Source organism: Luteimonas abyssi, from assembly GCF_001482195.1.
Taxonomy (GTDB): Bacteria; Pseudomonadota; Gammaproteobacteria; order Xanthomonadales; family Xanthomonadaceae; genus Luteimonas; species Luteimonas abyssi.
Genome location: NZ_KQ759763.1, coordinates 3,398,797 through 3,421,852, shown reverse-complemented (window position 1 = coordinate 3,421,852; position 23,056 = coordinate 3,398,797). Strand labels below are relative to the sequence as shown.

At 70.0% G+C, this 23,056-nt stretch carries 20 protein-coding genes; 11 read left to right on the top strand and 9 right to left on the bottom strand.

Annotated elements, in window-relative coordinates:
- Positions 1 to 46 precede the first annotated feature (46 nt).
- Both RG19_RS14765 and RG19_RS14760 read left to right on the top strand, forming a co-directional pair.
- Positions 47 to 1,849, top strand: coding sequence for a GspE/PulE family protein (locus RG19_RS14765; protein WP_058835937.1), 1,803 nt, complete (start codon positions 47 to 49; stop codon positions 1,847 to 1,849).
- A gap of 368 nt (positions 1,850 to 2,217) precedes the next feature.
- A complete protein-coding gene (locus tag RG19_RS14760; RefSeq protein WP_202905349.1) occupies positions 2,218 to 3,351 on the top strand; it encodes a PhzF family phenazine biosynthesis protein in 1,134 nt (377 codons plus the stop codon).
- Positions 3,352 to 3,516: 165 nt separating this feature from the next.
- Here RG19_RS14760 and RG19_RS14755 read toward each other — a convergent pair whose 3' ends face one another.
- Positions 3,517 to 3,927 (bottom strand): MarR family winged helix-turn-helix transcriptional regulator, encoded by a 411-nt coding sequence (locus RG19_RS14755; protein WP_058836650.1) that lies wholly within the window; start codon positions 3,925 to 3,927, stop codon positions 3,517 to 3,519.
- 177 nt (positions 3,928 to 4,104) lie between these two features.
- On the opposite strand from RG19_RS14755, the gene RG19_RS14750 reads away from it, so the two are divergent.
- From RG19_RS14750 to RG19_RS14740, 3 genes are all read left to right on the top strand, one after another.
- Positions 4,105 to 5,019, top strand: a complete 915-nt coding sequence (locus RG19_RS14750) for an alpha/beta hydrolase (protein WP_202905348.1) — start codon at positions 4,105 to 4,107, stop codon at positions 5,017 to 5,019.
- 71 nt (positions 5,020 to 5,090) lie between these two features.
- The gene (locus RG19_RS14745) at positions 5,091 to 5,855 is read left to right on the top strand and encodes a glutamine amidotransferase (protein ID WP_058835936.1); all 765 of its coding nucleotides are present in this window, start codon (positions 5,091 to 5,093) and stop codon (positions 5,853 to 5,855) included.
- Positions 5,852 to 6,715, top strand: a complete 864-nt coding sequence (locus tag RG19_RS14740) for a BPSS1780 family membrane protein (protein ID WP_058835935.1) — start codon at positions 5,852 to 5,854, stop codon at positions 6,713 to 6,715. The genes RG19_RS14745 and RG19_RS14740 overlap by 4 nt, the downstream gene beginning before the upstream one ends.
- Before the next feature lie 48 nt (positions 6,716 to 6,763).
- Here the strand turns inward: RG19_RS14740 and tatC are convergent, their stop codons facing one another.
- From tatC to RG19_RS14720, 4 genes are all read right to left on the bottom strand, one after another.
- Positions 6,764 to 7,522 (bottom strand): twin-arginine translocase subunit TatC, encoded by a 759-nt coding sequence (gene tatC / locus RG19_RS14735; protein ID WP_058835934.1) that lies wholly within the window; start codon positions 7,520 to 7,522, stop codon positions 6,764 to 6,766.
- Positions 7,506 to 8,057, bottom strand: a complete 552-nt coding sequence (gene tatB, locus RG19_RS18440; protein WP_058835933.1) for a Sec-independent protein translocase protein TatB — start codon at positions 8,055 to 8,057, stop codon at positions 7,506 to 7,508. Before tatB ends, tatC begins: the two co-directional genes overlap by 17 nt.
- 18 nt (positions 8,058 to 8,075) lie before the next feature.
- The gene (gene tatA, locus RG19_RS14725; protein ID WP_058835932.1) at positions 8,076 to 8,309 is read right to left on the bottom strand and encodes a Sec-independent protein translocase subunit TatA; all 234 of its coding nucleotides are present in this window, start codon (positions 8,307 to 8,309) and stop codon (positions 8,076 to 8,078) included.
- A 123-nt stretch (positions 8,310 to 8,432) separates the two neighbouring features.
- The gene (locus tag RG19_RS14720; RefSeq protein ID WP_058835931.1) at positions 8,433 to 9,344 is read right to left on the bottom strand and encodes a lipid-binding SYLF domain-containing protein; all 912 of its coding nucleotides are present in this window, start codon (positions 9,342 to 9,344) and stop codon (positions 8,433 to 8,435) included.
- A gap of 265 nt (positions 9,345 to 9,609) precedes the next feature.
- Between RG19_RS14720 and hemH the strand changes: the two genes are divergently transcribed.
- Positions 9,610 to 10,620 (top strand): ferrochelatase, encoded by a 1,011-nt coding sequence (gene hemH, locus RG19_RS14715; RefSeq protein ID WP_058835930.1) that lies wholly within the window; start codon positions 9,610 to 9,612, stop codon positions 10,618 to 10,620.
- Complete coding sequence (locus tag RG19_RS14710) at positions 10,620 to 11,462, top strand: alpha/beta fold hydrolase (RefSeq protein ID WP_058835929.1); 843 nt, start codon at positions 10,620 to 10,622, stop codon at positions 11,460 to 11,462. Before hemH ends, RG19_RS14710 begins: the two co-directional genes overlap by 1 nt.
- 39 nt (positions 11,463 to 11,501) lie before the next feature.
- On the opposite strand, the gene RG19_RS14705 is transcribed toward RG19_RS14710, so the two are convergent.
- The 3 genes from RG19_RS14705 to ttcA form a co-directional block, all read right to left on the bottom strand.
- A complete protein-coding gene (locus RG19_RS14705; RefSeq protein ID WP_058835928.1) occupies positions 11,502 to 12,296 on the bottom strand; it encodes a M48 family metallopeptidase in 795 nt (264 codons plus the stop codon).
- Positions 12,297 to 12,339: 43 nt separating this feature from the next.
- Positions 12,340 to 13,245 carry a recombination-associated protein RdgC gene (locus RG19_RS14700; protein ID WP_058835927.1) on the bottom strand — a complete coding sequence of 302 codons (906 nt, stop codon included), beginning with the start codon at positions 13,243 to 13,245 and terminating at the stop codon, positions 12,340 to 12,342.
- Between the two features lie 141 nt (positions 13,246 to 13,386).
- Entirely contained in the window at positions 13,387 to 14,319 is a 933-nt protein-coding gene (gene ttcA / locus RG19_RS14695; protein WP_058835926.1) for a tRNA 2-thiocytidine(32) synthetase TtcA, read from the bottom strand.
- A gap of 227 nt (positions 14,320 to 14,546) precedes the next feature.
- Here ttcA and RG19_RS14690 point away from each other — a divergent pair, with 227 nt between their 5' ends.
- The 3 genes from RG19_RS14690 to xylA all read left to right on the top strand — a co-directional run bounded on the left by RG19_RS14690 (position 14,547) and on the right by xylA (position 19,277).
- Positions 14,547 to 16,133: an ATP-binding cassette domain-containing protein gene (locus tag RG19_RS14690; protein ID WP_058835925.1), complete on the top strand. Its 1,587-nt coding sequence runs from the start codon at positions 14,547 to 14,549 to the stop codon at positions 16,131 to 16,133.
- A gap of 265 nt (positions 16,134 to 16,398) precedes the next feature.
- The gene (xylB, locus tag RG19_RS14685; RefSeq protein WP_058835924.1) at positions 16,399 to 17,892 is read left to right on the top strand and encodes a xylulokinase; all 1,494 of its coding nucleotides are present in this window, start codon (positions 16,399 to 16,401) and stop codon (positions 17,890 to 17,892) included.
- 47 nt (positions 17,893 to 17,939) lie between these two features.
- On the top strand, positions 17,940 to 19,277 hold the full coding sequence (gene xylA / locus RG19_RS14680; RefSeq protein WP_058835923.1) for a xylose isomerase: 1,338 nt from the start codon (positions 17,940 to 17,942) through the stop codon (positions 19,275 to 19,277).
- Positions 19,278 to 19,427: 150 nt separating this feature from the next.
- On the opposite strand, the gene RG19_RS14675 is transcribed toward xylA, so the two are convergent.
- Positions 19,428 to 20,528, bottom strand: a complete 1,101-nt coding sequence (locus tag RG19_RS14675) for a LacI family DNA-binding transcriptional regulator (RefSeq protein ID WP_058835922.1) — start codon at positions 20,526 to 20,528, stop codon at positions 19,428 to 19,430.
- A gap of 348 nt (positions 20,529 to 20,876) precedes the next feature.
- On the opposite strand from RG19_RS14675, the gene RG19_RS17920 reads away from it, so the two are divergent.
- Entirely contained in the window at positions 20,877 to 23,048 is a 2,172-nt protein-coding gene (locus tag RG19_RS17920; protein WP_058835921.1) for an alpha-glucuronidase family glycosyl hydrolase, read from the top strand.
- Positions 23,049 to 23,056: the final 8 nt, after the last annotated feature.

The following is a 23,056-nucleotide window of genomic DNA, read 5'->3' as shown; positions in this document are numbered from 1 at the left end:
AGCGGCGGCCCCCTTTTTTCAACTTCCCCGAGCCCGGCGCCGCGCCTTGAACGATCTCCGCACCGCTCACGTTCCCCGTCCCGACGGCGCCCTGCCGCCGGGACGCCTGGCGCTCGCGCCGTTGATCGATGCGCTCGCCGCCGACGGTCTGATCGCCGCCGACGATGCCGAACGTGCCCGCACCGGCGCCCGCAACCTGCGTGGCGGCGATGCGGTGCATCCGCTGGTGCTGCTGGCCAACCTCAAACTGGCGTCGGTGCGGACGCCGGGCACCGAACTGGGCCTGGAGACGCTGACCGAGTGGCTGGCCGAGCGCACCGGCCTGCGCTACCGCCGCATCGACCCGACCAAGCTCGACTTGGCCAACATCACCGACCTGGTCTCGCACGCCTACGCGCGCCGGCACCGGATCCTGCCGCTGGCGGTGACCCCGGACCGCGCGCTGATCGCCACCAGCGAGCCGCTGGCGCTGGACTGGCTGCCCGACCTGCAGCGCCTGCTGCGGCGCGAGGTGGTGCTGGAAGTCGCCAGTCCGCTCGACCTCAATCGCTTCACCATGGAGTTCTTCGGCGTCACCCGCTCCATCCGTGGCGCCAAGGACCAGCGCGACGACAGCGCCGCCGCGCCGACCTTCGAGCAACTGGTGGAGCTGGGCAAGTCCGGCGACGTCAACGCCGACGACCACCACATCGTCCACATCGTCGACTGGCTGCTGCAGTACGCCTACGAGCAGCGCGCCTCCGACATCCACCTGGAACCGCGCCGCGACCTGGGCCGGGTGCGCTTCCGCATCGACGGCGTGCTGCACAAGGTGTTCGAGATGCCGCCGCCGGTGATGACCGCGGTGGTGGCGCGGATCAAGGTGCTCGGGCGCATGGACCTGGCCGAGCGTCGACGTCCGCAGGACGGTCGCATCAAGACCCGCTCGCCGGGCGGGCGCGAGGTGGAGATGCGCCTGTCGACCATGCCCACCGCCTTCGGCGAGAAGGTGGTGATGCGCATCTTCGACCCGGACACCGCGTTCAAGCCGATCGCGCAGCTGGGCTTCGACGATGCCGAAGCGGAGATCTGGAACGAGCTGGTGCAGCGTCCGCACGGGATCGTGCTGGTCACCGGCCCCACGGGCTCGGGCAAGACCACCACGCTGTACTCCACGCTCAAGACCCTGGCCACGCCGGACGTCAACGTGTGTACGGTCGAGGATCCGATCGAGATGGTCTCGCCCGATCTCAACCAGAGCCAGGTGCATACGGCGATCGATTTCGGCTTCGCCCAGGGCGTGCGCACGCTGTTGCGGCAGGATCCGGACATCATCATGATCGGCGAGATCCGCGACCTCGACACCGCGCAGATGGCGGTGCAGGCCTCGCTGACCGGTCACCTGGTGCTGTCCACGCTGCACACCAACGACGCCCCGTCGGCGGTCACCCGCCTGCTCGACATCGGCCTGCCGCACTACCTCATCGCCTCCACGCTCAACGGCGTGCTCGCCCAGCGTCTGGTGCGCACGCTGTGCCCGCATTGCAAGCGCCCGGCCGAGCTGGAGGCGGGGGCCTGGACGGCACTGCTCGATCCGGGCGAGGCGATCCCGCCGGGCCGCACGCATGCGCCGGTGGGCTGTCTGGAATGCCGCAACACCGGCTATCTCGGGCGCGTGGGCCTGTACGAACTCATGCCGGTCACGCCCGCGCTGCGGGCGCTGATCGGCCCGGCGATGGAACTGACCGCGTTGTCCCGCGCCGCGGTGGCCGGTGGATTGCGCACGCTTCGGCGTGCCGGCGCGGAGAAGGTCGCGCAGGGGCTGACCACCGTGGAGGAAGTGCTGACGGTACTGCCGCCGCGGGAGTGAGCGGGCGCATCGGGACGCGGCCGTGTCGACGGCGGTACGCGTCCCTGCAGGTGGTTCCGTAAACCGGTCTTCGCGAAGCGGTCGGTGCCGGTTGACACCGGGTCGCCACCGTCGCTCCGGCCGGTCTGGCCTGGGCGCGTCGAACGGTTCGGGTCGCCTGCCGATTCTTTCGGGTTCGTTCCCGAGGGAGGGGGGCGGCAACGGCCGAGGTCGTGAGGTGCCTGGCTTCGCTTCGCAACGTAGCGACCTGACGGGCCCCGCCGGAACCGGCAGCCTCCTCGTGCGAATGTCCCCCGGCCGCCGCCATGCGGCGGCGACCTCCTCACTTGATTTCGCCGAGAAGGCCGCCGGTCCCGACGGGGCTCGACATGCGGATCGTGTGTGTCGTCGCCGACGCGCCCTGCCTTCGGCGCTTCTCGGGATTTTCCAAGACGCGGGAGAGGTTGAATGACGACTCCGGCCATCGGTGTTCAGGCGCGCCGGTTGGCCATGGTTGCCGGATGTGTCCACCTTCGGCCCGAGAGGTGCACGCTCGTTCAAGACGCGCGCAGGGGAGCGAGCCGACGACGGCGGCGGCCCGTACGCTCCGCGAGCCGATTCACGTCTGGGTCGCAGGTCGTTGCATGACATCAAGGCCGCCGCCGCCGGCCAGAGATCGCGCCCAGGCCTGGATGCAGGAAGATGTGCGGACGACGTATCGCCGCAATCTTTTCGAGGACACCGTGGAACTGGACATCTATCAACTCGACGCCTTCGCCTCACGCGTGTTCGAGGGCAACCCGGCGGCGGTCTGTCCGCTCGAGTCGTGGCCGGACGACAGCGTGATGCAGAAGATCGCCGCCGAGAACAATCTTCCGGAAACCGCGTTCTTCGTCGCCGAGGCGGCGGGCTATCGGATCCGCTGGTTCACGCCGGCGGTCGAGGTCGATCTGTGTGGCCACGCGACGCTGGCCAGTGCCTGGGTGCTGATGCACGCGCTCGGCCATGCCGATGACGCGGTGCATTTCGCGTCGCGCAGCGGGATGCTCCATGTCCGCCGCCGTGGCGACGTCCTCGAAATGGATTTCCCCAGCCGCCCGCCGCGACCCTGCGTCGCGCCGGAGGGTCTGCTCGCCGGTCTCGGACTCGACGCCGCGGAGGTGCTGGAGGCCGAGGATTATCTGGTCGTGGTGGCGCACGAGGACATCGTCGCCGGACTGACGCCGGACTTCGGCCGCCTGAAGGGCTTGCCGAACAGGGGGGTCGCAGTGACCGCGCCGGGAACGAGGTTCGATTTCGTGTCGCGCTGGTTCGGTCCGAACGTGGGTGTGGACGAGGATGCGGCGACCGGTTCCGCGCACACGACGCTCGCGCCCTACTGGGCGCAGCGCCTGGGCAAGACGACCCTGTCGGCGCGACAAGGCGGGCGGCGGCGTGGGCAATTGCAGTGCGAAATGGCCGGTGACCGCGTGCTGATTTCGGGTAGCGCGGTGCTGTACATGCGGGGCGTCATCCGGATCTGAGGTGCCGGCGTTGACGCGCTCGGCCGTCCGGCCGAGGTGGCGGTCCGGCGATACCCGGAGTCGTGCGGTCGTCCCGCTCCTGTCGACGCGGTGATGCCGATCACCAGCGTCCACGCGATGTGGGGCGTGCGCTGGCAGCGATCCGACGCCGGACGTTCAGCCGGTTCAGCCGGTGAGTTTCTCCAGCAGCCTGGCGAATTCGGCCTGCTCGCCGCGTCCCAGCCGGGCGAGCCGTTCGCCGTAGCGCGTGGACAGCGCGGTGCGTGCGCGTTCGACCGTTCGCCGTCCCGAGGGTGTGAGTTCCAGGCGGTGGCGACGCAAGTCGTCCGGATCGATGCCGCGCGCGATGAACCCCTTCTTCTGCAAGGTCTTCAGATAGAGCGTCATCGTCGGCTTGGGCATCGACAGATGCTGCGCCAGCGCGGCGGGGTAGGGGCGATCCTCGATGCCATCGAGGACGAAGAACTCCTTCGCTTCCAGATCCAGCATCGCGAACGCAGGCGTCGCTTCGATGAGGACATCGGTCGACAGCTGGAAGTTGAGGCGCCAGATCCGAGCGGCATCGTTCTTCGCCATCATACGTTCCGATGTTGAATATGTTTCATAATTGAACTATTTTCGCAGGCGACCGGACGATCGCACCTTTCGGGATGCGTTCGCCATGGTAGGCCCCAATCCCGTGATTTCCACAGACGCCGCCGCTCCCTCCTGCGGGTGACAGCGGCCGTCGATGCGAAGGAGGACACCCGGATGATGCGCACGACGTTCAGCAACAGGACCATCGATCTGGCGGGACTGTTGCACCTGCCCCCGGATTTCGATGCCGGCGGCACGTACGCCGCGATCGTGCTGGCCACGCCCGGCAGCAGCGTCAAGGAGCAGATCGGCGCGATCTACGCGACCCGGCTGGCGGCGCGCGGCTTCGTCGCGCTGACCTTCGATCCGTCCTACCAGGGCGAGAGCGGCGGCGTTCCGCGCGATCTCGAGGACCCGGCCGTGCGTGTCGAGGACCTCCGGTGCGCGGTCGATCACCTGATGACGCTGCCGTTCGTTGACGAGGCGCGGGTGGGGTTGCTCGGCATCTGCGCCGGCGGCGGCTACGCGGTGAACGCCGCGCTGACCGAGCGTCGCGTCAAGGCGCTCGGCACGGTGGTCGCGAACGATATCGGTGCGGCGTTCCGCCACATGCTGCCGGATGTCGAGCAGACCCTGGACGAGGTCGGCAGGCAGCGCACCGCCGAGGCGCGCGGTGGTGTGGAGCAGCGAACGCCATGGATTCCCGACAGCGTGCAGGCGGCACGGGAGGCGGGCATCGAGGACCCCGAGGCGCTCGACGCGGTTGCCTTCTATCGCGAGTCCCCGCATCGGCACCCGAACGCCACCAACCGGCTGCTGCTGCGCAGTTACGGCCACCTGCTGGCATTCCACGGCTTCCATCTGGTGCCCGAGCTGCTGGTCCAGCCGCTCCAGGTGATCGTCGGCGGGCGGCGCGGCAGCACCGGCCAGTACGAAGCCGGCGAGACCCTGTTCGATCTCGCGCCGAACCGGGAGAAGGATTTCTTCGTCGTCGAGGGCGCGGGCCACTACGACATGTATCACCGTCCCGAATACGTGGATCGGGCCGTCGATCGGCTGGCCGCGTTCTACTCGAAGCACCTCGGCCCATAGGCGCGACGCCTTTGTCCGGCGGCGGGTCAGGAGGCATGATTCCGGGTCATCCTCCCGATGCCGTGTCCCGCATGCCCACCGCCCGCTTCCTGATCCTCGAGACCGGCCGGCCGGTGCCGCCGATGCGTCGCTACGGCAATTTCGACCACTGGATCCGGGTCGCAGCGGGCCTGCCGGCCTCGGTCGTGACCACGCTCGACGCGCAGGCGGATGCGCTGCCGGCGCCTGCGGGCAGCCTCGGGATCCTGGTGACCGGTTCGGGTGCCATGGTCAGCCATCGCGAGGCGTGGAGCGAGCGGGCGGCGGCCTGGCTGGGCGAAGCCGCCCGTGCGGGGTTGCCGGTGTTCGGCATCTGCTACGGGCACCAGTTGCTCGCGCATGCGCTCGGTGGTGACGTGGGCGACAACCCGGTCGGGCGCGGCATGGGCACGGCCGAGGTCGAACGGACGGATGCCGCCGCCGACGATCCCCTGTTCGCCGCCGCGCCCGAGCGGTTCGCGGCGCAGATCACTCACGTGCAGAGCGTGCGGCGCCTGCCGCCTGACGCGGTGCGGCTGGGCACCGCCGGGCACGATCCGCACCATGCCTTCCGCTGGGGGGCGCATGCCTGGGGCGTGCAGTTCCACCCGGAGTTCTCGGTCGGCCACATGCGCGGGTACATCCGCGCCCGGGCCGATGTCCTGCGCGCCGAAGACACCGATCCGAAAGCGCTCGCCGCGGCCGTCCGCGCCGCGCCACAGGCGCGTCGCGTGCTGCGCCGTTTCGTCCGGCACGCGTACACTGTGCGCGGCGCCGACGGGGCGCGGGATCAGGCTTTCCAGGAGCAGCAGGCATGACGGATGTTCGCAAGGTCACGGCGGGTGCGGGCGCTGAGTGGCTGCTCGGCGGTTTCGGCCTGCTGCGCAAGGCGCCCGGCGGACTGGCCGGGATCGGTGCCGTGTTCGGCCTGATCAGTGCGCTGCCGTTGATGCTGATGGGGGCGACCGGCGCGTTCTTCGGCCTGCAGGTCCTGACCCTGTTGATCACCCCGGTGCTTCTGGGCGGGTTCGTGTACGCGGTGCGCGAGGTCGATCAGGATCGTGCCACGTCGCCCGCGCACCTGTTCGAGGGTTTCCGCAACGGGCGCACGTTTCCGTTGATGGCGCAGATCGTGCCGCAGTTCGTGTTCGGCATCGCCGCGGTGGTGCTGTTGATGCTGATGATCGGCGTGGATCAGCTGCAGGCACTGTCGGTGGCGATGGAACAGTCGGGCGGCTCTTCCGAGCCCACGTTCCCGGACATGCCTGCCGGCCGTCTGCTGCTGTGGATGCTGATCGTGTTCCTGCTGGTGATCGCGGTGTACTTCTACACCTTCATCGCCTCGCCGCAGATCATGTTCGAAGGCCGGCCGGCGTTCCAGGCGATGGGCCGCAGCTTCCGCGCCTGCCTGCGCAACGTGCCGGCGATGCTGGTGTTCTTCGTGCTGCTGGTGCTGGTCGCGGTGCTGATGAGCATCGCCTCGCAGCTGGTGACGGCGCTGGTCGGCGCCGCGCTCGGGCTCACCGCGGGCATGGTGGTGGGTCAGGTCGTGCTGATGGCCGCGCTGATGCCGGTGGTGGTCGGTGCGATCTACACCGCCTGGCGGCAGATGGCGGCTCCGGCCGACGACGCCCGGGATGACCAGGCGCCCGTGCCGAGCTCCGGTATCGAGCTGTAACCCCGCGAAATCCGCGCGCGTGGCCCGCGCGACGAATTCGTAGCGGGCTCAGGATTCCTCGGCGGAGGCGCGCTCTTCTGCCGGCGCGAGCATGCGCGAGGCGATCAGGCCGGCCTCGTAGAGCAGGCACAGCGGGATCGCGAGCATCAACTGCGACACCACGTCGGGCGGGGTGATGACCGCGGCGAGCACGAACATGCCGACGATGGCGTAGCCGCGCGACTCGCGCAGTTGCGCCGGCGTCACCCAGCCCATCAGGACCAGGATCGCCATCGCCACCGGCAGCTCGAAGCTCAATCCGAAGGCGAGGAAGATGACCAGCACGAAATTCAGGTAGGCGTGGATGTCGGTCATCATCGCCACGCCTTCGGGCGTGATCGCGGTGAGGAAGCCGAAGACCACCGGCAGCACCAGGAAGAACGCGAACGCGCAGCCGGCGTAGAACAGCACCAGCGACGACAGCAACAGCGGCACCGCCAGCTTGCGTTCGCGACGGTACAGGCCGGGCGCCACGAACGCCCACAGTTGATAGAGCAGCCACGGCATCGTGCCCACCAGGGCGACGAAGAACGCGAGCTTCAGCGGTGCGAAGAACGGCGAGGCCACCTCGATCGCGATCAGGTTCGCGCCTTCGGGCAGCTTGTCCAGCAACGGCTGCGCCAGCCACGCGTACAGCCGGTTGGCGAACGGCAGCAGGCACACGAAGACCAGCATCAACCCGGCGATCGCGCGCAGCAGGCGCGAGCGCAGCTCGATCAGGTGCTCGAGCAGGCTGCTGTCGAGCGCGGACTCAGCGTCTTGGCTCATCGGTCTCGGCCTGCGGTGCGGATGCGGGTTCCGGGGCGGTGGTGCCCGGTGGCGACGGTGGTGTCGGCGACGGGGACGTTCCTGGTTCCGATGGCGCGTGGTCCAGCGGATGGGCATCGGTCGGGGTCACGGCGGCCGAGCCGGGCGACGAGGCGGCGGCCGCCGCGTCGGAGGCATCGCCGCTGGCGTTCGTGGTTACGGATGCGGACGTCGGCGTGGCGCGCCCGGTGGCGGCGCGTGCCGTGGCCTGCAGGTCGTCGCGCAGGTCGTTGGCTTCGCGACGCGCCTGGGTATCGGTCGCGCGCATCCGGTCCTCGGCGTCGCGCACCGCGCTGCGGGCGTGGTCGAGATCGCGCTTGAGTTCCTCGGCGGCGAGTTCGCGTTCGAGTTCGGACTTCACCGATTGCCACTGGCCGCGCGCACGGCGAACCCAGACACCGGCGAAGCGGGCCGCCTTGGGCAGACGCTCGGGGCCGAGCACCACCAGGGCGACGACGCCGATGACCAGGAGTTCCGCGAAACTGAGATCGAACATGGCGGTGCGCGCACCGCGTCAGCGCGAAGCGTCGTCCGTACGGCTGCGCTCGCGTTCGTCCTGCGCGGTGGTCTCGGCCTGACGCTGCTGCTCGATGTGGCCGGTCGGCTTGTCGTCCTCGCGGATGCCCTGCTTGAAGCCCTTGATGGCCTCACCCAGGTCCTTTCCGGCGCCGCGCAGCTTCTTGGTGCCGAAGACCAGCAGCACCACGATCGCAACGACGATCCAGTGCCAGATGCTGAAACTACCCATGACCTGCTCGATCGCTTCGGAAGAAGAGGCTCAGCATAGCGCAGCCGGGTGACACCTGCCTGTCCGGGAGGCCGCATCGGCGGCGCGCTCCCGGTTCAGTCTTCCGATCCGGCGCCGGCAGGCTCAGCGCGGGTCGCCGAGGGGCTCGGCGCGGATCTCGCCGTCGTCGACCGGCTCGAAGCTGGACGGGATCGGCTCGTTGCGCGGCTGTCCGAGCCCCTGCGATTGCGCACCGCCCTCGTTCGGCGCGCCCTGCTCGGGCAACGGCGGCGGGAGCGCCGGTCCGGACCGGGCGGCCCCGGCCACCTGGCGGCCGTCGGTGCCGCGGTTGGCACGCGCGATCGCGGTCGCCTCTTCGAGGCGGTCGCGGAAGTCGACCACCGCGCTCGAGGGCTGGCCGGTGGTGCGGCGCTCGAAGATCATCCGCGGCGTGGTGCCTGCGCCGTAGACCGCCTGGTTGGCGGCGTCGTCGATCGACAGCACCGCACCGTCGAGGGCGATGCCCGCGAACAGACCGCGCGCGCGAGACCACGACCAGATCTCCGCGCGCAACTGACCGTCGGTCGCGGTGGCGGCATTGCGCCCCATCGGGCCGGCGGCGACGCCGGCGTCGGCACCCAGGGTGATCTTGCCGTTGACGATGCTGTCCAGACTGCGCTGGTTGCGGAACACCAGCACCACGTCGGCCGATTGCACGCCGGCCTGGAAGCCGATGCTGCCGCCGGTCAGGCTGACGAACGCGGGCTGCGACCAGGTGCCGTCGGGCGACTTCACCGCCATCACGCCACGCCCGCGACGGCCGCCGATGACCAGGCCGGCCTTGATCGTGTCGGGCACGATCACCACCGCATGGGCCTCGTCGAGCAGCTTGTCGGGAATCGCGTTCTCCGGAATCTCCTGCACCTCGGTCAGCACCCGTACCGCGTTCTGTGCGCGCTCGTCCTCGCGCGGTCCGGCATGGGCGGCGCCGGCGGCGAGCGACAGCGCGAGCGCAGCGGCGAGCAACTGGCGGGCGAAACGGGTGGACTGGATCATCGTGGATGGACTCCGGTGAACGGGATCGGGCGGGTGTCGGCGGACATGGGCACACGCGGAAGAAAGCGTGTTCAGGCTAGGATCGCAGGAATGAATCGGGTCTGACGGCTCGTCTCGCACAATGTCCTGCCCGACGAGTCCTCCCCCGACGAACGGATCCGGCCGCACGCGCGAGGGCATCGCCGCGGCGCCGGCTCCCTGCCAGCCCCGCCGACCGTCGTGTCGGCGTCATGCCCGCTTTCCTGCCCGGTCACATCCTAACGTCATGCCACAACCCGTTCATCCGCACGCTCCGACGCCGACGGCAGGCGCATCCACCTTCGACGCCGTCCTGCTGGTCAACCTCGGCACGCCCGAGGCGCCCACCGCCGAGGGCGTGAGCCGTTACCTGCTGGAGTTCCTGTCCGATCGCCGCGTCGTGCAACTGCCGGCGCTGTTGTGGCAGCCGATCCTGCGCCTGGCGGTGCTGCCGCTGCGCGCCAAGCGCGTGGCCGGGCTGTACGCCGGGATCTGGATGGACGGCGGCTCGCCGTTGCTTGTGCACACGCGCGATCTGGCCCGGGCGGTCGCCGAGCGCCTGCCGGGGGCGCGGGTCGTGCACGCGATGCGCTACGGGCAGCCGTCGATGGCGCGCGAGCTCGACGCCCTGCGCGACGCCGGCGCGCGGCGGGTGCTGGTCCTGCCGCTGTACCCGCAGTACTCCACGACCACGACGGCTTCGGTGGACGATGTCGCCGGTCGCGCGCCGGTCGCGACCCGGGTGATCGAGGACTATCACGTCGATCCCGCCTGGGCCGCGGCGGTCGCGGCGTCGATCCGCGCCGCATGGGCGCAGGAGGGTCGCGGCGAACGCCTGATGTTCTCCTTTCACGGCATTCCGCAGCGGCTGGTCGATGCCGGCGATCCCTACCAGCAGCAGTGCTACGCCAGTACGAGGGCGATCGCGCAGGCGCTGGACATCCCGGTCGACGAGATCGTGGTGACCTTCCAGTCGCGCTTCGGCCGCGAACGCTGGCTGCAGCCCTATACCGACGCCACCCTGCGCGCGCTCGCCACCGAAGGCGTGAAGCGGGTCGACGTGGTCTGTCCCGGTTTCGCCGTCGATTGCCTGGAGACGCTGGAGGAAATCGCACTGCAGAACGCCGAGCTGTTCCGCGAACACGGCGGCGAGGCCCTGCGTTACGTGCCCTGCCTCAATGCGCAGCCCGCGCATGCCGACGCATTGGCGGCCCTGGCGCGGCGCACGCTCGATGGCTGGGACGGGGCGGGCGGCTGATGCACGATTTCGAGCTGGAGATTCCGGCCGGCCGCATCCGCGGACTGCGCAGCGGCGGCGCCGGGCCGAAGGTGCTGGCGTTGCACGGATGGCTCGACAATGCCGCCAGCTTCGTGCCGCTGGCGCCGCGCCTGGGCGATCTCGACCTGGTGTGCCCGGATCTGCCGGGCCACGGCCGCAGCGACCATCTTCCGCGCGGCACCGAGTACACCTTCGCCGGCGCACTCCACAACGTGCTCGATATCGCCGATGCGCTGGGCTGGGAACGTTTCGCCCTGCTGGGACACTCGATGGGCGCAGGCATCGCCAGCCTGGTGGCCGCCGGCTGTCCGGAGCGGATCGAACGGCTGGTGGCGATCGAGGCGTTGGGCGCGCTGCCCGAGGCCGCCGATCGCACGGCCACGCGCCTGCGCGAGGCGGTCGTCGCCAATCGTGCGCTGCGCGACAAGCGCCTGCGCGTGTTCGTCGATCCCGCCCCGGCCATCCGTGCGCGCATGCAGGCCAACGGGCTGTCGGAGCCGGTGGCCCGGCTGCTGGTGGAGCGCGGCCTGGCGGCGGTGGATGGCGGCCAGGCCTGGAGCAGCGATCCGCGGCTGACCGTCCCTACGATGGTGCGCATGACGGGCGAACAGGTCGACGACCTCATTGCCGGGATCACCTGTCCGACCCGGGTGATCTACGCCGATCCGCCGCAGCCGTATCTGCCCGAGCCCGACCGGACGCGTCGTGCGCGCCTGTTGCCCGACGGCGATCTGGTCGTGCTGCCGGGCGGCCACCATCTGCACATGGAAACCCCGGACGCAGTGGCGCAGGCGATCGGCGGGTTCTTCCACGCAGCCTAGCGGCGGGCCGGCCCGCGGGCATCCACGGAAACGGCGCGGCTATTCCGAAAGCAGCACGTGCAGCGCGCTCTTCAGCCGCCGGCCCTCGGTGTGGAAGAAATCGCGCTGCAGGCGCCAGTCCGGGCAGCGGGCTTCGACTTCGCGCCAGAACGCGCGCGAATGATCGGCATGGATCAGGTGGCAGAGTTCGTGCACCAGCACGTACTCGAACGCCGCCGGCTGGCCGAGCACCAGCGAGAGGTCGAGCGCCAGGGTGCCGTTGGGCGCCAGCGATCCCCACTGCGACGACATCGGCCGGATGCGGATGCGCGATGGCGCGACCGGCAGCCCGGGCAGGTAGCGCGGCAGCCAGCGGCCGACATCGGCGCGCGCCTCGGCTTCGTAGAAGTCGCGCAGCGCGCGTCGCAGGGCGGGTGCGCCCGCGCGCGCGGGCAGGTCGAAGCGCAGGCCGTCGCCGTCGTCTTCGGCGACGAGACGGGAGTAGCGTGCCTCGCACCAGCGCAGCGGCAGCATCCGGCCACGCAGCGGCAGGTGGGTGGTGCCGTGCGGCTGCAATGGCGCGACGCCCTCGCCCTGCTGGGCGTCGAGCTGGGCGACCAGCCAGTCGCGATGTTCGTGCAGGAAGCGCTCGCCGGCCAGCAGGCTGGCCGAGGGTGGCAGGGTCAGGCGCGCACCGCGTTCGGCCACCGACAGGCGCATGCGCTTGGCGCGCGGGTCGCGCACGCGCATGACGTCGAGCACGCGACCGTCGTCGAGTGCGAGCGCGACGGTGTCGCGCAGCACGCCGGGGCGCGGCGGGCGGGGTCCGAGCAGGCGGCGCAGGGACGTGGGCATTCGGGACTTCCGGAAAGGCCGGCGGCGGCGCCGCCGACCGGGGTCAGGCTTCGGCGCTGCTGAACTTCAGGGCGGGCTCGAGCACGGCGAACAGGCGGCGGAACTCGCCGCTCATCAACGCGAACCGCGCATCGAGCTCGGCGGCGATGTCGTCGGCATCGGTCTGTTCGAGCTGGTCGACCGCACCGTCGAGCAGCTTGAACTTGCGGATCACCAGGTCGTCGCCGAGCACGAAGGACACGTGGTCGTCGAGCACCAGGGCGAGCTTGCTGACCTGCTTGCCCGACTCCAGGTGACGGGCGATCTCGTCGGAAGTCAGATCCTGGCGCTGGCACTTCACGATCGCGCCGTTGTCGACCGGATCCTTCATCTCGCATTCCTCGCCCAGCGACAGGCCCTCGGGCAACGTCTCGCCGGCGATCCAGCCGGTCAGCACCGAACGCGGGGCGACCTCGGCGTTGAGCGGCAGCGCCGGGAAGCTGCCCAGCGCGCGGCGGATCTCCGAGACCACGTTCTCGCCGGTCTTGCGGCTGGAGGTATCGACCGCGCACACGCCGAGCCTGAGGTCGACCAGGGCATCGGTGCGCGACGGTTTCACGAACGCGCGCGGCAGCAGCTCGTGCACGAGGTCGTCCTTGATCTGCTTGCGGCGACGGCCGCCGGGGCGGCGCCCTTCGCGTGCTTCGATCTCCTCGATCTTCTGCGCCAGCATGTCGTTGACCACCGCGCCGGGCAGCAGGCGATCCTCGCCGCCGACGGTCAGCCACAGCGCATCGTCGATGCGGTGCGACAGGGTGTCCGCATGGCGGCCGAACGGCGAGACGAAGCCGCGGGTGGACAGCTCCAGCGGGCCGACGGGCTTGAGTGCGGCCTCCGAGAGACCGGCGTCGAGCGCGTCGATGTCGAGCGAGGTCGGAAAGCGGAACAGCGTGAGATTGCGAAAGAACATCGGGGGAGGATTACCGGATTCGGGAAGAGGGGATGAAGCGGTGCCGTCCCGGGAGGGCGGCGGGGCGAGGCGTCCGTGCGCGCGGGCACGGCATCGGCCCGGCCGGCACAGATGCGGCCACGATCGGCGCGCGCATCGGGATCAGGCGCCTTCGGCGGCCGCGCCATCCGCGCGGCCTGTGTCCGCCCGCCACGCGGGCGCGTGGGGCGGCGTGGCGCGTCCTGCGCCGGCGTCCTGGGGCTGTCCGAGGGACAGGAAGTCGAACAGTTTCGGGTCGGACAACTGCGACGGACGGATGTCGCCCAGCGCACGGGCGATGGTCTCGATCCGGCCGGGCGTGTCGCGTTCCCACTGCGCCATCATCCGCTGCACCTGCTTGCGTTGCAGGTTCTCCTGCGAGCCGCACAGGTTGCAGGGAATGATCGGAAAATCCTTCGCCTGCGCGTAGGCGGCGATGTCGTCCTCGCGCACGTAGGCCAGCGGCCGGATCACCACATGGCGGCCGTCGTCGGACAGCAGCTTCGGCGGCATGCCGCTGAGCTTGGCGTGGAAGAACAGATTGAGGAAGAACGTGGCGACGAGGTCGTCGCGATGATGGCCCAGCGCGATCTTGGTGAACCCGTGCGTCTCGGCATACGTGTACAGCGCACCGCGTCGCAATCGCGAACACAGCGAGCACATCGTCTTGCCCTCGGGGACCACGCGGCTGACCACCGAATAGGTGTCCTGCTCGATGATGTGGTGGTCCACCCCGATCGAACGCAGGTAGTCCGGCAGCACGTGCTCGGGAAAATCCGGCTGCTTCTGGTCCAGGTTGACCGCGGTGATCGAGAACGACACCGGCGCCTTCTTCTGCAGTTGCAGCAGCACGTCGAGCATGGTGTAGCTGTCCTTGCCGCCGGACAGGCACACCATGACCTTGTCGCCGTCTTCGATCATGCCGAAGTCGGCGATCGCGCGGCCGACCTGGTGGCGCAGACGCGTGGCGAGCTTGTCGATTTCGACGCCGGCCGGGCGCGCATCGCGTCCGCGATGGCGGAGGACCGGTTCGGGCAGGGGCAGGACGGGACTCATGACGCGGATAGTGTAGCGGCACATCGCGCGGCATCCGGTGTCGCGCGGTACGTCGCATGCCACGCACCGCATGCGTCCAGACGTTCAGCCCGGCCCGGGCGCCTCTGGGTATCATGACGGCCACGCATCCTGCGTCCACCGGAGTTTCGCCCGCATGCGCCACTGAGCCCGACACCGTTCGCCGTCCCGCACCGCCGGGACCGACTTGTCGCGCCGGGAGTGCCCGCATGCCGTCTCCGCTTCTGCAGGCCAGAGGCCTGTCCGCCATCCTTCCCGATGGCCGCATCCTGTTTTCCGACCTCGATCTCGCGCTGATGCCCGGGCCGTGCGCGCTGGTGGGCCGCAACGGGCAGGGCAAGAGCACCCTGCTGCGTCTGCTCGCCGCTGGCGGGGGCGGCATCACCGTGCCGGGTGGCGTGGGGTGGCTGCCGCAGGATGCGGCGGCCAGGTGCGGTCGCGTCGTGGACCTGCTCGGTTTGGGCGAGCGCTACGACGCCCTGCAGCGCTTGTCGGCCGGGCAGGGGACGCCCGACGATGTATGCCGCGTGGCCGACGACTGGGATCTCGTCGCACGCCTGGAGCGGGCGCTGGCCGATGTCGATCTCCCGTGCTGGCCGATGACACGCGATGGTGCCCGGTTGTCCGCGGGGCAACGCCAGCAGTTGCACCTGCTCGGCCTCTGGCTGTCGGACGCCGAGGTGTTGCTGCTCGACGAGCCGGGGACATGGCTTGACGCGGACGCCTCCGCCGCCTGGTGCGCGCGCCTGCGCGAACGACCGGGGGCGGTGCTGGTGGCCGGTCACGACCCGGCCTGGCTGGCGCCGATGCCGCGCCTGCTGGAACTGGGGGGCGACGGCCTGCTGGACGTCGATGGCGGACTCGCCGCCTGGCAGGCGATGCGCGCCGCGCGCGATGCACAGGCGCACGCCGCGCTGGCGGCCGCGCGCAGCGAACGCGACCGGCTGCATCGCGAGGCCGCGCGCGAGCGCGAGCGGATCGATCGTCGCTGCGCACAGGGCCGGCGCATACGTCGCGATGTCAATCAATCGCCCCTGTTGCTCGATCATGCCCTTGGACGCAGCGAGCGCAGCGCCGGCCGGCAGCGGCACGCGTTGCAGGCACGATTGGCGGCCGGGGTGCAGGCCGTCGGCACCGCCCATGCTGCCGTGCAGGCCGCGGACGCACCGGTCTTCCTCGATGCCGAGGTCGCGTTGCCGCCCGGGCGGCGCGTGCTGTCGTTCGAACGCGCGCACCCGTGCAACCCCACGCCGGCGGCACCGCTCGACTGGCACGCGTCCGGCCCGGTGCGGGTCGCCCTGCAGGGGCACAACGGCAGCGGGAAGACGACCTTGCTGCGCGCGCTGCGCGGTGAGACCGGCCTCGCCGCGGGGCGTGCGCTGGCGCATGTGCCGGTGCAGTCGCTGGATGCGCTGTATCCCGTCCTGCCGCCTGCGGCGGATGCATCGAGCTGGTTGCAGGCGTGCACCGGTCTGGATGCGACTGCGGTGAGCACGCGGCTCGCATTGCTGGGCCTGCGGGGTGCGTGCGTCGGTCGGCCGATGGCGTCGCTGTCCGGGGGTGAGCGCATGCGGGTGGCACTCGCCGCCGCTGCCTGGGCCCGGCCCGCGGCGCCGTTGCTGCTGCTTGACGAGCCGGCCAGTCATCTCGATGCCGACAGCACCGATGCGCTCGCGGCCCTGCTGCGCGGTTGGCCCGGTGCGCTGGTGGTGGTGAGCCACGACGCGGCCTTCGTCGATGCGCTCGCGCCCAGTCACCGGCTCCGGCTCGCGTCCGACGGGTTGCGGCTGATGTGAGCGCTCATCATCAGGCGGCATGCCGGCAGGGCGTTCTTTATCGCAGCGCAGCAAGGCGTTCAACGAAAAACGCGGTAGATTGCGGCCATTGGCGCCGTCCTTTGGAGCCGGGCAACCGGCTCGACGAGACGGCTTTCTTACGCCGATGAATGGTAGCGCTATCATTCGAGGACGTCTTGGAGGGTGTCATGGGCAGAGCGCGTCATCGGGTCGTCGGACGGACATTGCGGCCATCTGGGGCCCGCGTGCAGCGGGGAGGGTCCGCATGAGCCTCTATGTCGGGCTGGACATCGGCACGCAGAGCGTCAAGCTGCTGGCCTACGACCCGGCCACGCAGCAGGTGGTCGCAACGCACGGCCAGCCGCTGGACCTGGCTGCGGGCGAGGACGGCAGCCGCGAGCAGCGCGCGGAGTGGTGGATCGACGCGGTGCGCACCTGCTTCGCCGCATTGACGCCCGAGCAGCGAGCGCGGGTCGAGGCGATCGGCGTCTCGGGCCAGCAGCACGGCTTCGTGCCGCTGGATGCGTCCGGTCGCGTGCTGGCACCGGCGAAGTTGTGGTGCGACACCAGCACCACGGTCGAGGCGGCGCGGATCATGGCCGCCGCCGGCGGCATGGGTCGTGCGGTGGAGCGGGCCGGGAATCCGATCCTGGTCGGCTATACCGCCTCCAAGCTGCCGTGGACGCGCGAGCACCGGCCGCAGGCCTATGCGCGGCTGGCGACGATCCTGCTGCCGCACGACTACGTCAACCACTGGCTGACCGGCGAGGCGTGGATGGAATGCGGCGACGCGTCGGGCACCGGCTGGCTGGACGTGCGCCGCCGCGACTGGTCGCCCGAGATGCTGGCCGCGACCGATCCCGATCGCGATCTCCTGGCCTGCCTGCCGCCGCTGGTCGAGGCCCACGCGACGTTTCCGTTGCGCGCGGAGACCGCGCAGACGCTCGGGTTGCCGCGCAACGTGCGGGTCTCGGCCGGTGGCGGGGACAACATGATGGCCGCGATCGGCACCGGCAACGTGACCGCCGGCGTGCTCAGCATGAGTCTCGGCACCTCAGGCACGCTGTTCGCGTACGCGGATCGCCCGATGGTCGACGCCGACGCCCGCTGGGCGGCGTTCTGCGATTCGACCGGTGGATGGTTGCCGTTGATCTGCACCATGAACTGCACCGTCGCCACCGAGACGGTGGCCGGCCTGTGCGGCTTCGCCAGCCGCGACGGTGATGCCCGCATGCAGGATTCGCGGCCCGGCGCGGACGGCCTGCTGATGCTGCCGTTCCTCAACGGCGAGCGCACCCCGGATCTGCCCAACGGCCGTGGCAGCCTGTTCGGCATCACCTCCACCAACCTCACCGCGGCCAACCTCTACCGCGCCGCAATGGAAGGTGCGCTCTACAGCCTGCACGCCGGTTACGACGCGTTCGCCGGTGCCGGCATGGACTTCGATGCGATCCGCCTGACCGGCGGCGGCAGCCGCAGCGCGGCGTGGCGGCAGATGGCCGCCGACCTGTTCGGCCTGCCGGTGGACGTGCCCGAGCAGGCCGAAGGGGCGGCATTCGGTGCGGCCCTGCAGGCGCTCTGGGCCAGTCAGCGCGCGACCGATCCGCAGGCCGATCTGCCCGCGCTGGTCGCCGCGCACGTGCGTCTGGATCCCCGCCTGTCCGCACGCCCGCGCGCCGATGCGCACGACACCTACCAGGCGCATTACCGGCGCTTTCTCGCCCATCTCGACGCGATCCGGCCGCTCTACGCGTCCTGATCGCATCCGCGATCCGCCCTCCTCCTTCCGACACGGACATCTTCTCCATGAGCACACCTTTCATCGGCAACCAGGCCTACTTCCCCGGCATCGACGCGATCCCGTTCGAGGGCCGCGGCTCCGACAACCCGCTGGCCTTCAAGGTGTACGACGCCGGCAAGCGCATCGGCGACCGCACCATGGCCGAGCACCTGCGTTTCGCGGTCTGCTACTGGCACAGCTTCTGCGGCAACGGCAGCGATCCGTTCGGGCCGGGCACCCGTGCGTATCCGTGGGACGCGGTCGGCGGTGGACTGGCCGGCGCCGAAGCCAAGCTCGACGCGGCGTTCGAGTTCTTCACCAAGCTCGGCGTGCCGTACTGGTGCTTCCACGATATCGACCTGGCGCCGGATGCCGACGATATCGCCACCTACGAGCGCAACCTCAAGCACATGGTGGGTCTGGCCAAGGCGCGCCAGGAAGCCACCGGCATGAAGCTGCTGTGGGGCACCGCCAACCTGTTCTCGCACCCGCGCTACATGAACGGCGCCTCGACCAATCCGGACTTCGCCGTGGTCGCGCGCGCGGCGGTGCAGGTCAAGAACGCACTCGACGCCACGGTCGAGCTCGGCGGCGCGAACTACGTGTTCTGGGGCGGCCGGGAGGGTTACGCCAGCCTGCACAACACCGACATGAAGCGCGAGCTGGCGCACATGGCGCGCTTCCTGACCATGGCGCGCGACTACGGCCGCAGCATCGGCTTCGAGGGCAACTTCCTCATCGAGCCCAAGCCGATGGAGCCGATGAAGCACCAGTACGACTTCGACAGCGCAACCTGCACCGGCTTCCTGCGCGAGCACGGCCTGGACGGCGACTTCAAGCTCAACATCGAGGCCAACCACGCCACGCTGTCGGGCCACAGCTTCGAGCACGACCTGCAGGTCGCCGCCGATGCCGGCCTGCTCGGCAGCATCGACGCCAACCGCGGCAATCCGCAGAACGGCTGGGACACCGACCAGTTCCCCTCCGATCTCTACGACACCGTCGGCGCGATGATGGTGGTGCTGCGACAAGGTGGGCTGGCCCCGGGTGGACTGAACTTCGATGCCAAGGTGCGGCGCGAATCGACCGATCCCGCCGATCTGTTCATGGCCCATATCGGCGGCATGGACGCGTTCGCCCGCGGCCTGGAGGTCGCCCATGCGTTGCTGGCGGATTCGCCGTGGGAAGGCTGGCGTCGCGAGCGCTATGCCAGCTTCGATGCCGGCGAGGGCAAGGCCTTCGCGGATGGCGCGCTGGATCTGGCCGCACTGCGCGATCTGGCCGAAAAGGCCGGCGAGCCGACGCAACGCAGTGGCCGGCAGGAGCAGTACGAGAACCTGGTCAACCAGTACCTGCAGCGGTGACGGCCGTCCTTCTCCCGTGAGCGGGAGAAGGTGCCCGCCGGGCGGTTGAGGGCGCAGCGGGCAGCGGCCGCGCGTGATGCCCTCATCCTCTCTCGGAGAGGGTGAGGAGGTGTCGGCCGGCGTCGACTTGGCGGCCTCCCGGCGCCGGCATCACTTCCGCTTCGGAGAGACCGCCTTTCGCGTCGCCACCGAGTCGCGCCGGACCAGCTGGTGCGCCACCACGTGATCGACGATGAGCAGCTTGGAATCGCGCTCGCGCCGGCGGATGCCGCGCACCAGGATGTCGACCGCGGATTCCGCCATCGCCGCGATCGGCTGTCGGATCGTGGTCAGTTCCGGCCAGACCGTGGTGGCGGCTGACGTGTCGTCGAAGCCCACGACCGAGAGGTCGCGCGGTACGTCGAGACCGCGCCGATGGGCCACGGAAACGACCGCCGCGGCCATGTCGTCGTTGCTGGCGAAGATCGCGGTCGGTCGTTGCTTGCGCGCGAGCAGGCGTTCCGCCGCGTCCAGGCCGGAGCGATAGGTGAAGCGTCCGGGTTCGACCAGCTTGGCATCCAGCGCGATGCCGGCTTCCTCCAGCGCCGCACGGAAACCCTCGTAGCGGCGCTCGCTGGCGGTCTGGTTCGGCGCGCCCTGGATGTAGCCGATCTGCCGGTGACCGAGCGCGATCAGGTGAGCGGTCATTTCGCGGCTGGCCTGGTGATCGTCGATGCGCACGCAGGAGACGTCCTCGTGGGACCGTCCGGAGGCGATCGCCACGGTGGGCGTACCGGCTTCGGTCAGCTCCGAGACCACCGCTTCGGACTCGCACAGCGGGGGCGGAAGGATGACGCCGGATACGCTGCGGGCGAGCGCCCGTGCCGCCACACGTTCGGCCTCGACATCCGCTGGATCCCAGGCCTCGATCACCAGCTGCACCGCGGATTTGGACGCGCCGCGCAGCGCGCCGACGACCAGCTCGCTCAGATAGGCGCTGCTGGGGTTGGTGAAGATCAAGGCGATGCGCATGCCGGGCGCGGCGGCGAGCTGGCGCGCGGCGGGGTTGGGGGTGTAGTCCAGCTCGCGCACGGCCTGCATCACCAGTTCGCGGGTGGCCGGGCGCACGTTGCTGTTGCCGTTGACCACACGGGATACCGTCATCGGCGACACACCCGCGTGTCGCGCCACCTCGTGGATGGTGGCGGCACGTCCCCTGCGCCTGACCGATTTCTTGTCGTTCAACACGTTCGTCCTGTGGTTGCCTGACATCGACCGGCACCGGGCCGGCGACGGACCATATTAGAACGCGCGCCGCCCTTTGAAGCGCGTCGTGGTGGCTGGATCGTGTCGATATCGCATCCCGGATCCGTGCCGTGCCGGGTCTTTGCCGTATCGGGTTGCAATGGGGTCATGCATCGTGGCTTCCAAGGCGTGTGGACGGCCTCGGATCCGCGATGTTACCGTTACCACAAGCGCCGGCAACAGGTGCGTACCACGGCGCCGACATACGTTCGGTGCTCGACAACACGAGATCGATACCTGGGGAGGGAGAGCGTGACGGGAGCATGCGAACCGTCCGCGCGGATGCGCGGACACCGGTCCTTGAGGGATGTTCCGATGCGGTGGCTGGCCTGGGTGGCGTCCTCGCTCGTGGTCGTCGCGATGCTGTCCGGCGCACCGGCGCGCGCCGACGACGGCTACGACCTCTGGCTGCGCCAGGGCGATACGCCAGCACCGGACATCGCCGCCGTACGCGCCGGCAGGGTGTCGGCACCGGTCGCCACGCCGACCCAGCGCGCCGCACGCGACGAGTTGATCCGCGGCCTCGTCGGCGCGTCTGGGCCGGATGCGCCATCCGCCGTGCCGGACGCTGGCGATGGCGCGCTGCTGGTCGGCACGCCGGCCTCGTCGCCGGACATCGCCGCACTCGGGCTCGATCTCGACGGTCTCGGCGACGAGGGTTATCTGATCCGCAGCGTCACCGTCGCAGGCCGACCGGTCACGGTGATCGCCGCCGCGCACGACGTGGGCACGCTCTACGGCACCTTCGCCTTCCTGCGTCTGCTGCGGACCGGGCAGCCGCTCGATGCGCTGAACCTGCGCGAGGCGCCGCGGCTGCAGCGCCGCGTGCTCAATCACTGGGACGATCTCGACCGTCACGTGGAGCGCGGCTACGCCGGCCAGTCGATCTGGGACTGGCACCGGTTGCCGGGCTGGGTGGATCCACGCTACACCGACTACGCGCGCGCCAATGCCTCGATCGGCATCAACGGCACCGTACTCAACAACGTCAATGCCAACGCGCAGATCCTCACGCCCATGTACCTGGACAAGGTGCGGGTGCTGGCCGACACCTTCCGTCCCTGGGGCATCCGCGTCTATCTGAGCGCGCGCTTCAGTGCACCAATGGAGATCGGCGGCCTGCCGACGGCCGATCCGCTCGACGCCGCCGTACAGGCGTGGTGGCGCGGCAAGGCGGACGAGATCTACGCGCGCATTCCGGATTTCGGCGGGTTCCTGGTCAAGGCCAATTCCGAAGGTCAGCCCGGACCCCAGGACTACGGTCGCTCGCATGCCGACGGCGCCAACATGCTCGCCGACGCGCTGGCCCCGCACGACGGCATCGTGATGTGGCGTGCGTTCGTGTACTCCGACGAGGAGCCGGTCGACCGCGCCAAGCAGGCCTACAACGAGTTCGTACCGCACGACGGACAGTTCCGCGACAACGTGCTGGTGCAGGTGAAGAACGGCGCCATCGACTTCCAGCCGCGCGAGCCGTTCCATCCGCTGTTCGGTGCGATGCCGGGCACGCCGCTGATGATGGAATTCCAGATCACCAAGGAATATCTGGGCTTCGCCACCCATCTGGCTTTCAAGGGACCGCTGTACGAGGAGGTGCTGCGCGCCGATACGCAGGTCCGGGGCGAGGGCTCGACCGTCGCGCGGGTGCTCGACGGCTCGTTGTACGACGACGAATCCGGCGGACGCCGGCTCACCGGTATCGCCGGCGTCGCCAACATCGGCACCGACCGCAACTGGAGCGGCTCGCACTTCGACCAGGCGAACTGGTACGCCTATGGCCGGCTGGCGTGGAATCCCGACCTGTCCTCGCGCGACATCGCCGAGGAGTGGACACGGATGACCTTCGGCAACGACGCCGGGCTGGTGACGCCGGTGGTCGACATGATGATGGTCTCGCGCGAGGCGGTGGTGGATTACACCGGCGCGCTGGGACTGCATCACCTGATGGGGCGTGGCCACCACTACGGTCCTGGCCCCTGGGTGGACGGCGGCCCGCGTGCGGACTGGACCTCGGTGTATTTCCATCGGGCCACCGCCGAAGGCATCGGATTCGACCGGACCCGCGGCGGCAGCGACGCGGTCTCGCAATACGCGCCGCCGGTGGCGGACCTGTTCGACGATGTCGAACGCACGCCCGAAGCGTTCCTGCTGTGGTTCCACCACGTCTCCTGGGATCGCCCGACCGCATCCGGGCGCACGGTGTGGGACGAGCTGGTGCATCGGTACGACCGCGGCGTCGCCACGGTGCGCGGCATGCGCGCGACGTGGGAGGGCCTGGCGGAGCGCGTCGATCCGGCGCGTCATGCCCAGGTGGCCGCCTTCCTCGCGATCCAGGAGCAGGAAGCGCAGTGGTGGCGCGATGCCAGTATCGCCTACTTCCAGTCGATCTCGCAGCGGCCGCTGGCTGCGGGCGTCGAACCCCCACCGCAGCCGCTGTCGTACTACCGCTCGCTGGCGTTTCCCTACGCACCGGGGGACACCCAGTGAGCGCGACG

What these genes read in the sequence shown, in the direction of transcription:
- RG19_RS14760 (WP_202905349.1), top strand. Translation starts at nt 2,218, where the DNA reads ATGCGGATCGTGTGTGTCGTCGCCGACGCGCCCTGCCTTCGGCGCTTC.
- RG19_RS14755 (WP_058836650.1), bottom strand. Translation starts at nt 3,927, where the DNA reads ATGGCGAAGAACGATGCCGCTCGGATCTGGCGCCTCAACTTCCAGCTG.
- RG19_RS14750 (WP_202905348.1), top strand. Translation starts at nt 4,105, where the DNA reads ATGCGCACGACGTTCAGCAACAGGACCATCGATCTGGCGGGACTGTTG.
- RG19_RS14745 (WP_058835936.1), top strand. Translation starts at nt 5,091, where the DNA reads ATGCCCACCGCCCGCTTCCTGATCCTCGAGACCGGCCGGCCGGTGCCG.
- RG19_RS14740 (WP_058835935.1), top strand. Translation starts at nt 5,852, where the DNA reads ATGACGGATGTTCGCAAGGTCACGGCGGGTGCGGGCGCTGAGTGGCTG.
- tatC (WP_058835934.1), bottom strand. Translation starts at nt 7,522, where the DNA reads ATGAGCCAAGACGCTGAGTCCGCGCTCGACAGCAGCCTGCTCGAGCAC.
- tatB (WP_058835933.1), bottom strand. Translation starts at nt 8,057, where the DNA reads ATGTTCGATCTCAGTTTCGCGGAACTCCTGGTCATCGGCGTCGTCGCC.
- tatA (WP_058835932.1), bottom strand. Translation starts at nt 8,309, where the DNA reads ATGGGTAGTTTCAGCATCTGGCACTGGATCGTCGTTGCGATCGTGGTG.
- RG19_RS14720 (WP_058835931.1), bottom strand. Translation starts at nt 9,344, where the DNA reads ATGATCCAGTCCACCCGTTTCGCCCGCCAGTTGCTCGCCGCTGCGCTC.
- hemH (WP_058835930.1), top strand. Translation starts at nt 9,610, where the DNA reads ATGCCACAACCCGTTCATCCGCACGCTCCGACGCCGACGGCAGGCGCA.
- RG19_RS14710 (WP_058835929.1), top strand. Translation starts at nt 10,620, where the DNA reads ATGCACGATTTCGAGCTGGAGATTCCGGCCGGCCGCATCCGCGGACTG.
- RG19_RS14705 (WP_058835928.1), bottom strand. Translation starts at nt 12,296, where the DNA reads ATGCCCACGTCCCTGCGCCGCCTGCTCGGACCCCGCCCGCCGCGCCCC.
- RG19_RS14700 (WP_058835927.1), bottom strand. Translation starts at nt 13,245, where the DNA reads ATGTTCTTTCGCAATCTCACGCTGTTCCGCTTTCCGACCTCGCTCGAC.
- ttcA (WP_058835926.1), bottom strand. Translation starts at nt 14,319, where the DNA reads ATGAGTCCCGTCCTGCCCCTGCCCGAACCGGTCCTCCGCCATCGCGGA.
- RG19_RS14690 (WP_058835925.1), top strand. Translation starts at nt 14,547, where the DNA reads ATGCCGTCTCCGCTTCTGCAGGCCAGAGGCCTGTCCGCCATCCTTCCC.
- xylB (WP_058835924.1), top strand. Translation starts at nt 16,399, where the DNA reads ATGAGCCTCTATGTCGGGCTGGACATCGGCACGCAGAGCGTCAAGCTG.
- xylA (WP_058835923.1), top strand. Translation starts at nt 17,940, where the DNA reads ATGAGCACACCTTTCATCGGCAACCAGGCCTACTTCCCCGGCATCGAC.
- RG19_RS14675 (WP_058835922.1), bottom strand. Translation starts at nt 20,528, where the DNA reads ATGTCAGGCAACCACAGGACGAACGTGTTGAACGACAAGAAATCGGTC.
- RG19_RS17920 (WP_058835921.1), top strand. Translation starts at nt 20,877, where the DNA reads ATGCGGTGGCTGGCCTGGGTGGCGTCCTCGCTCGTGGTCGTCGCGATG.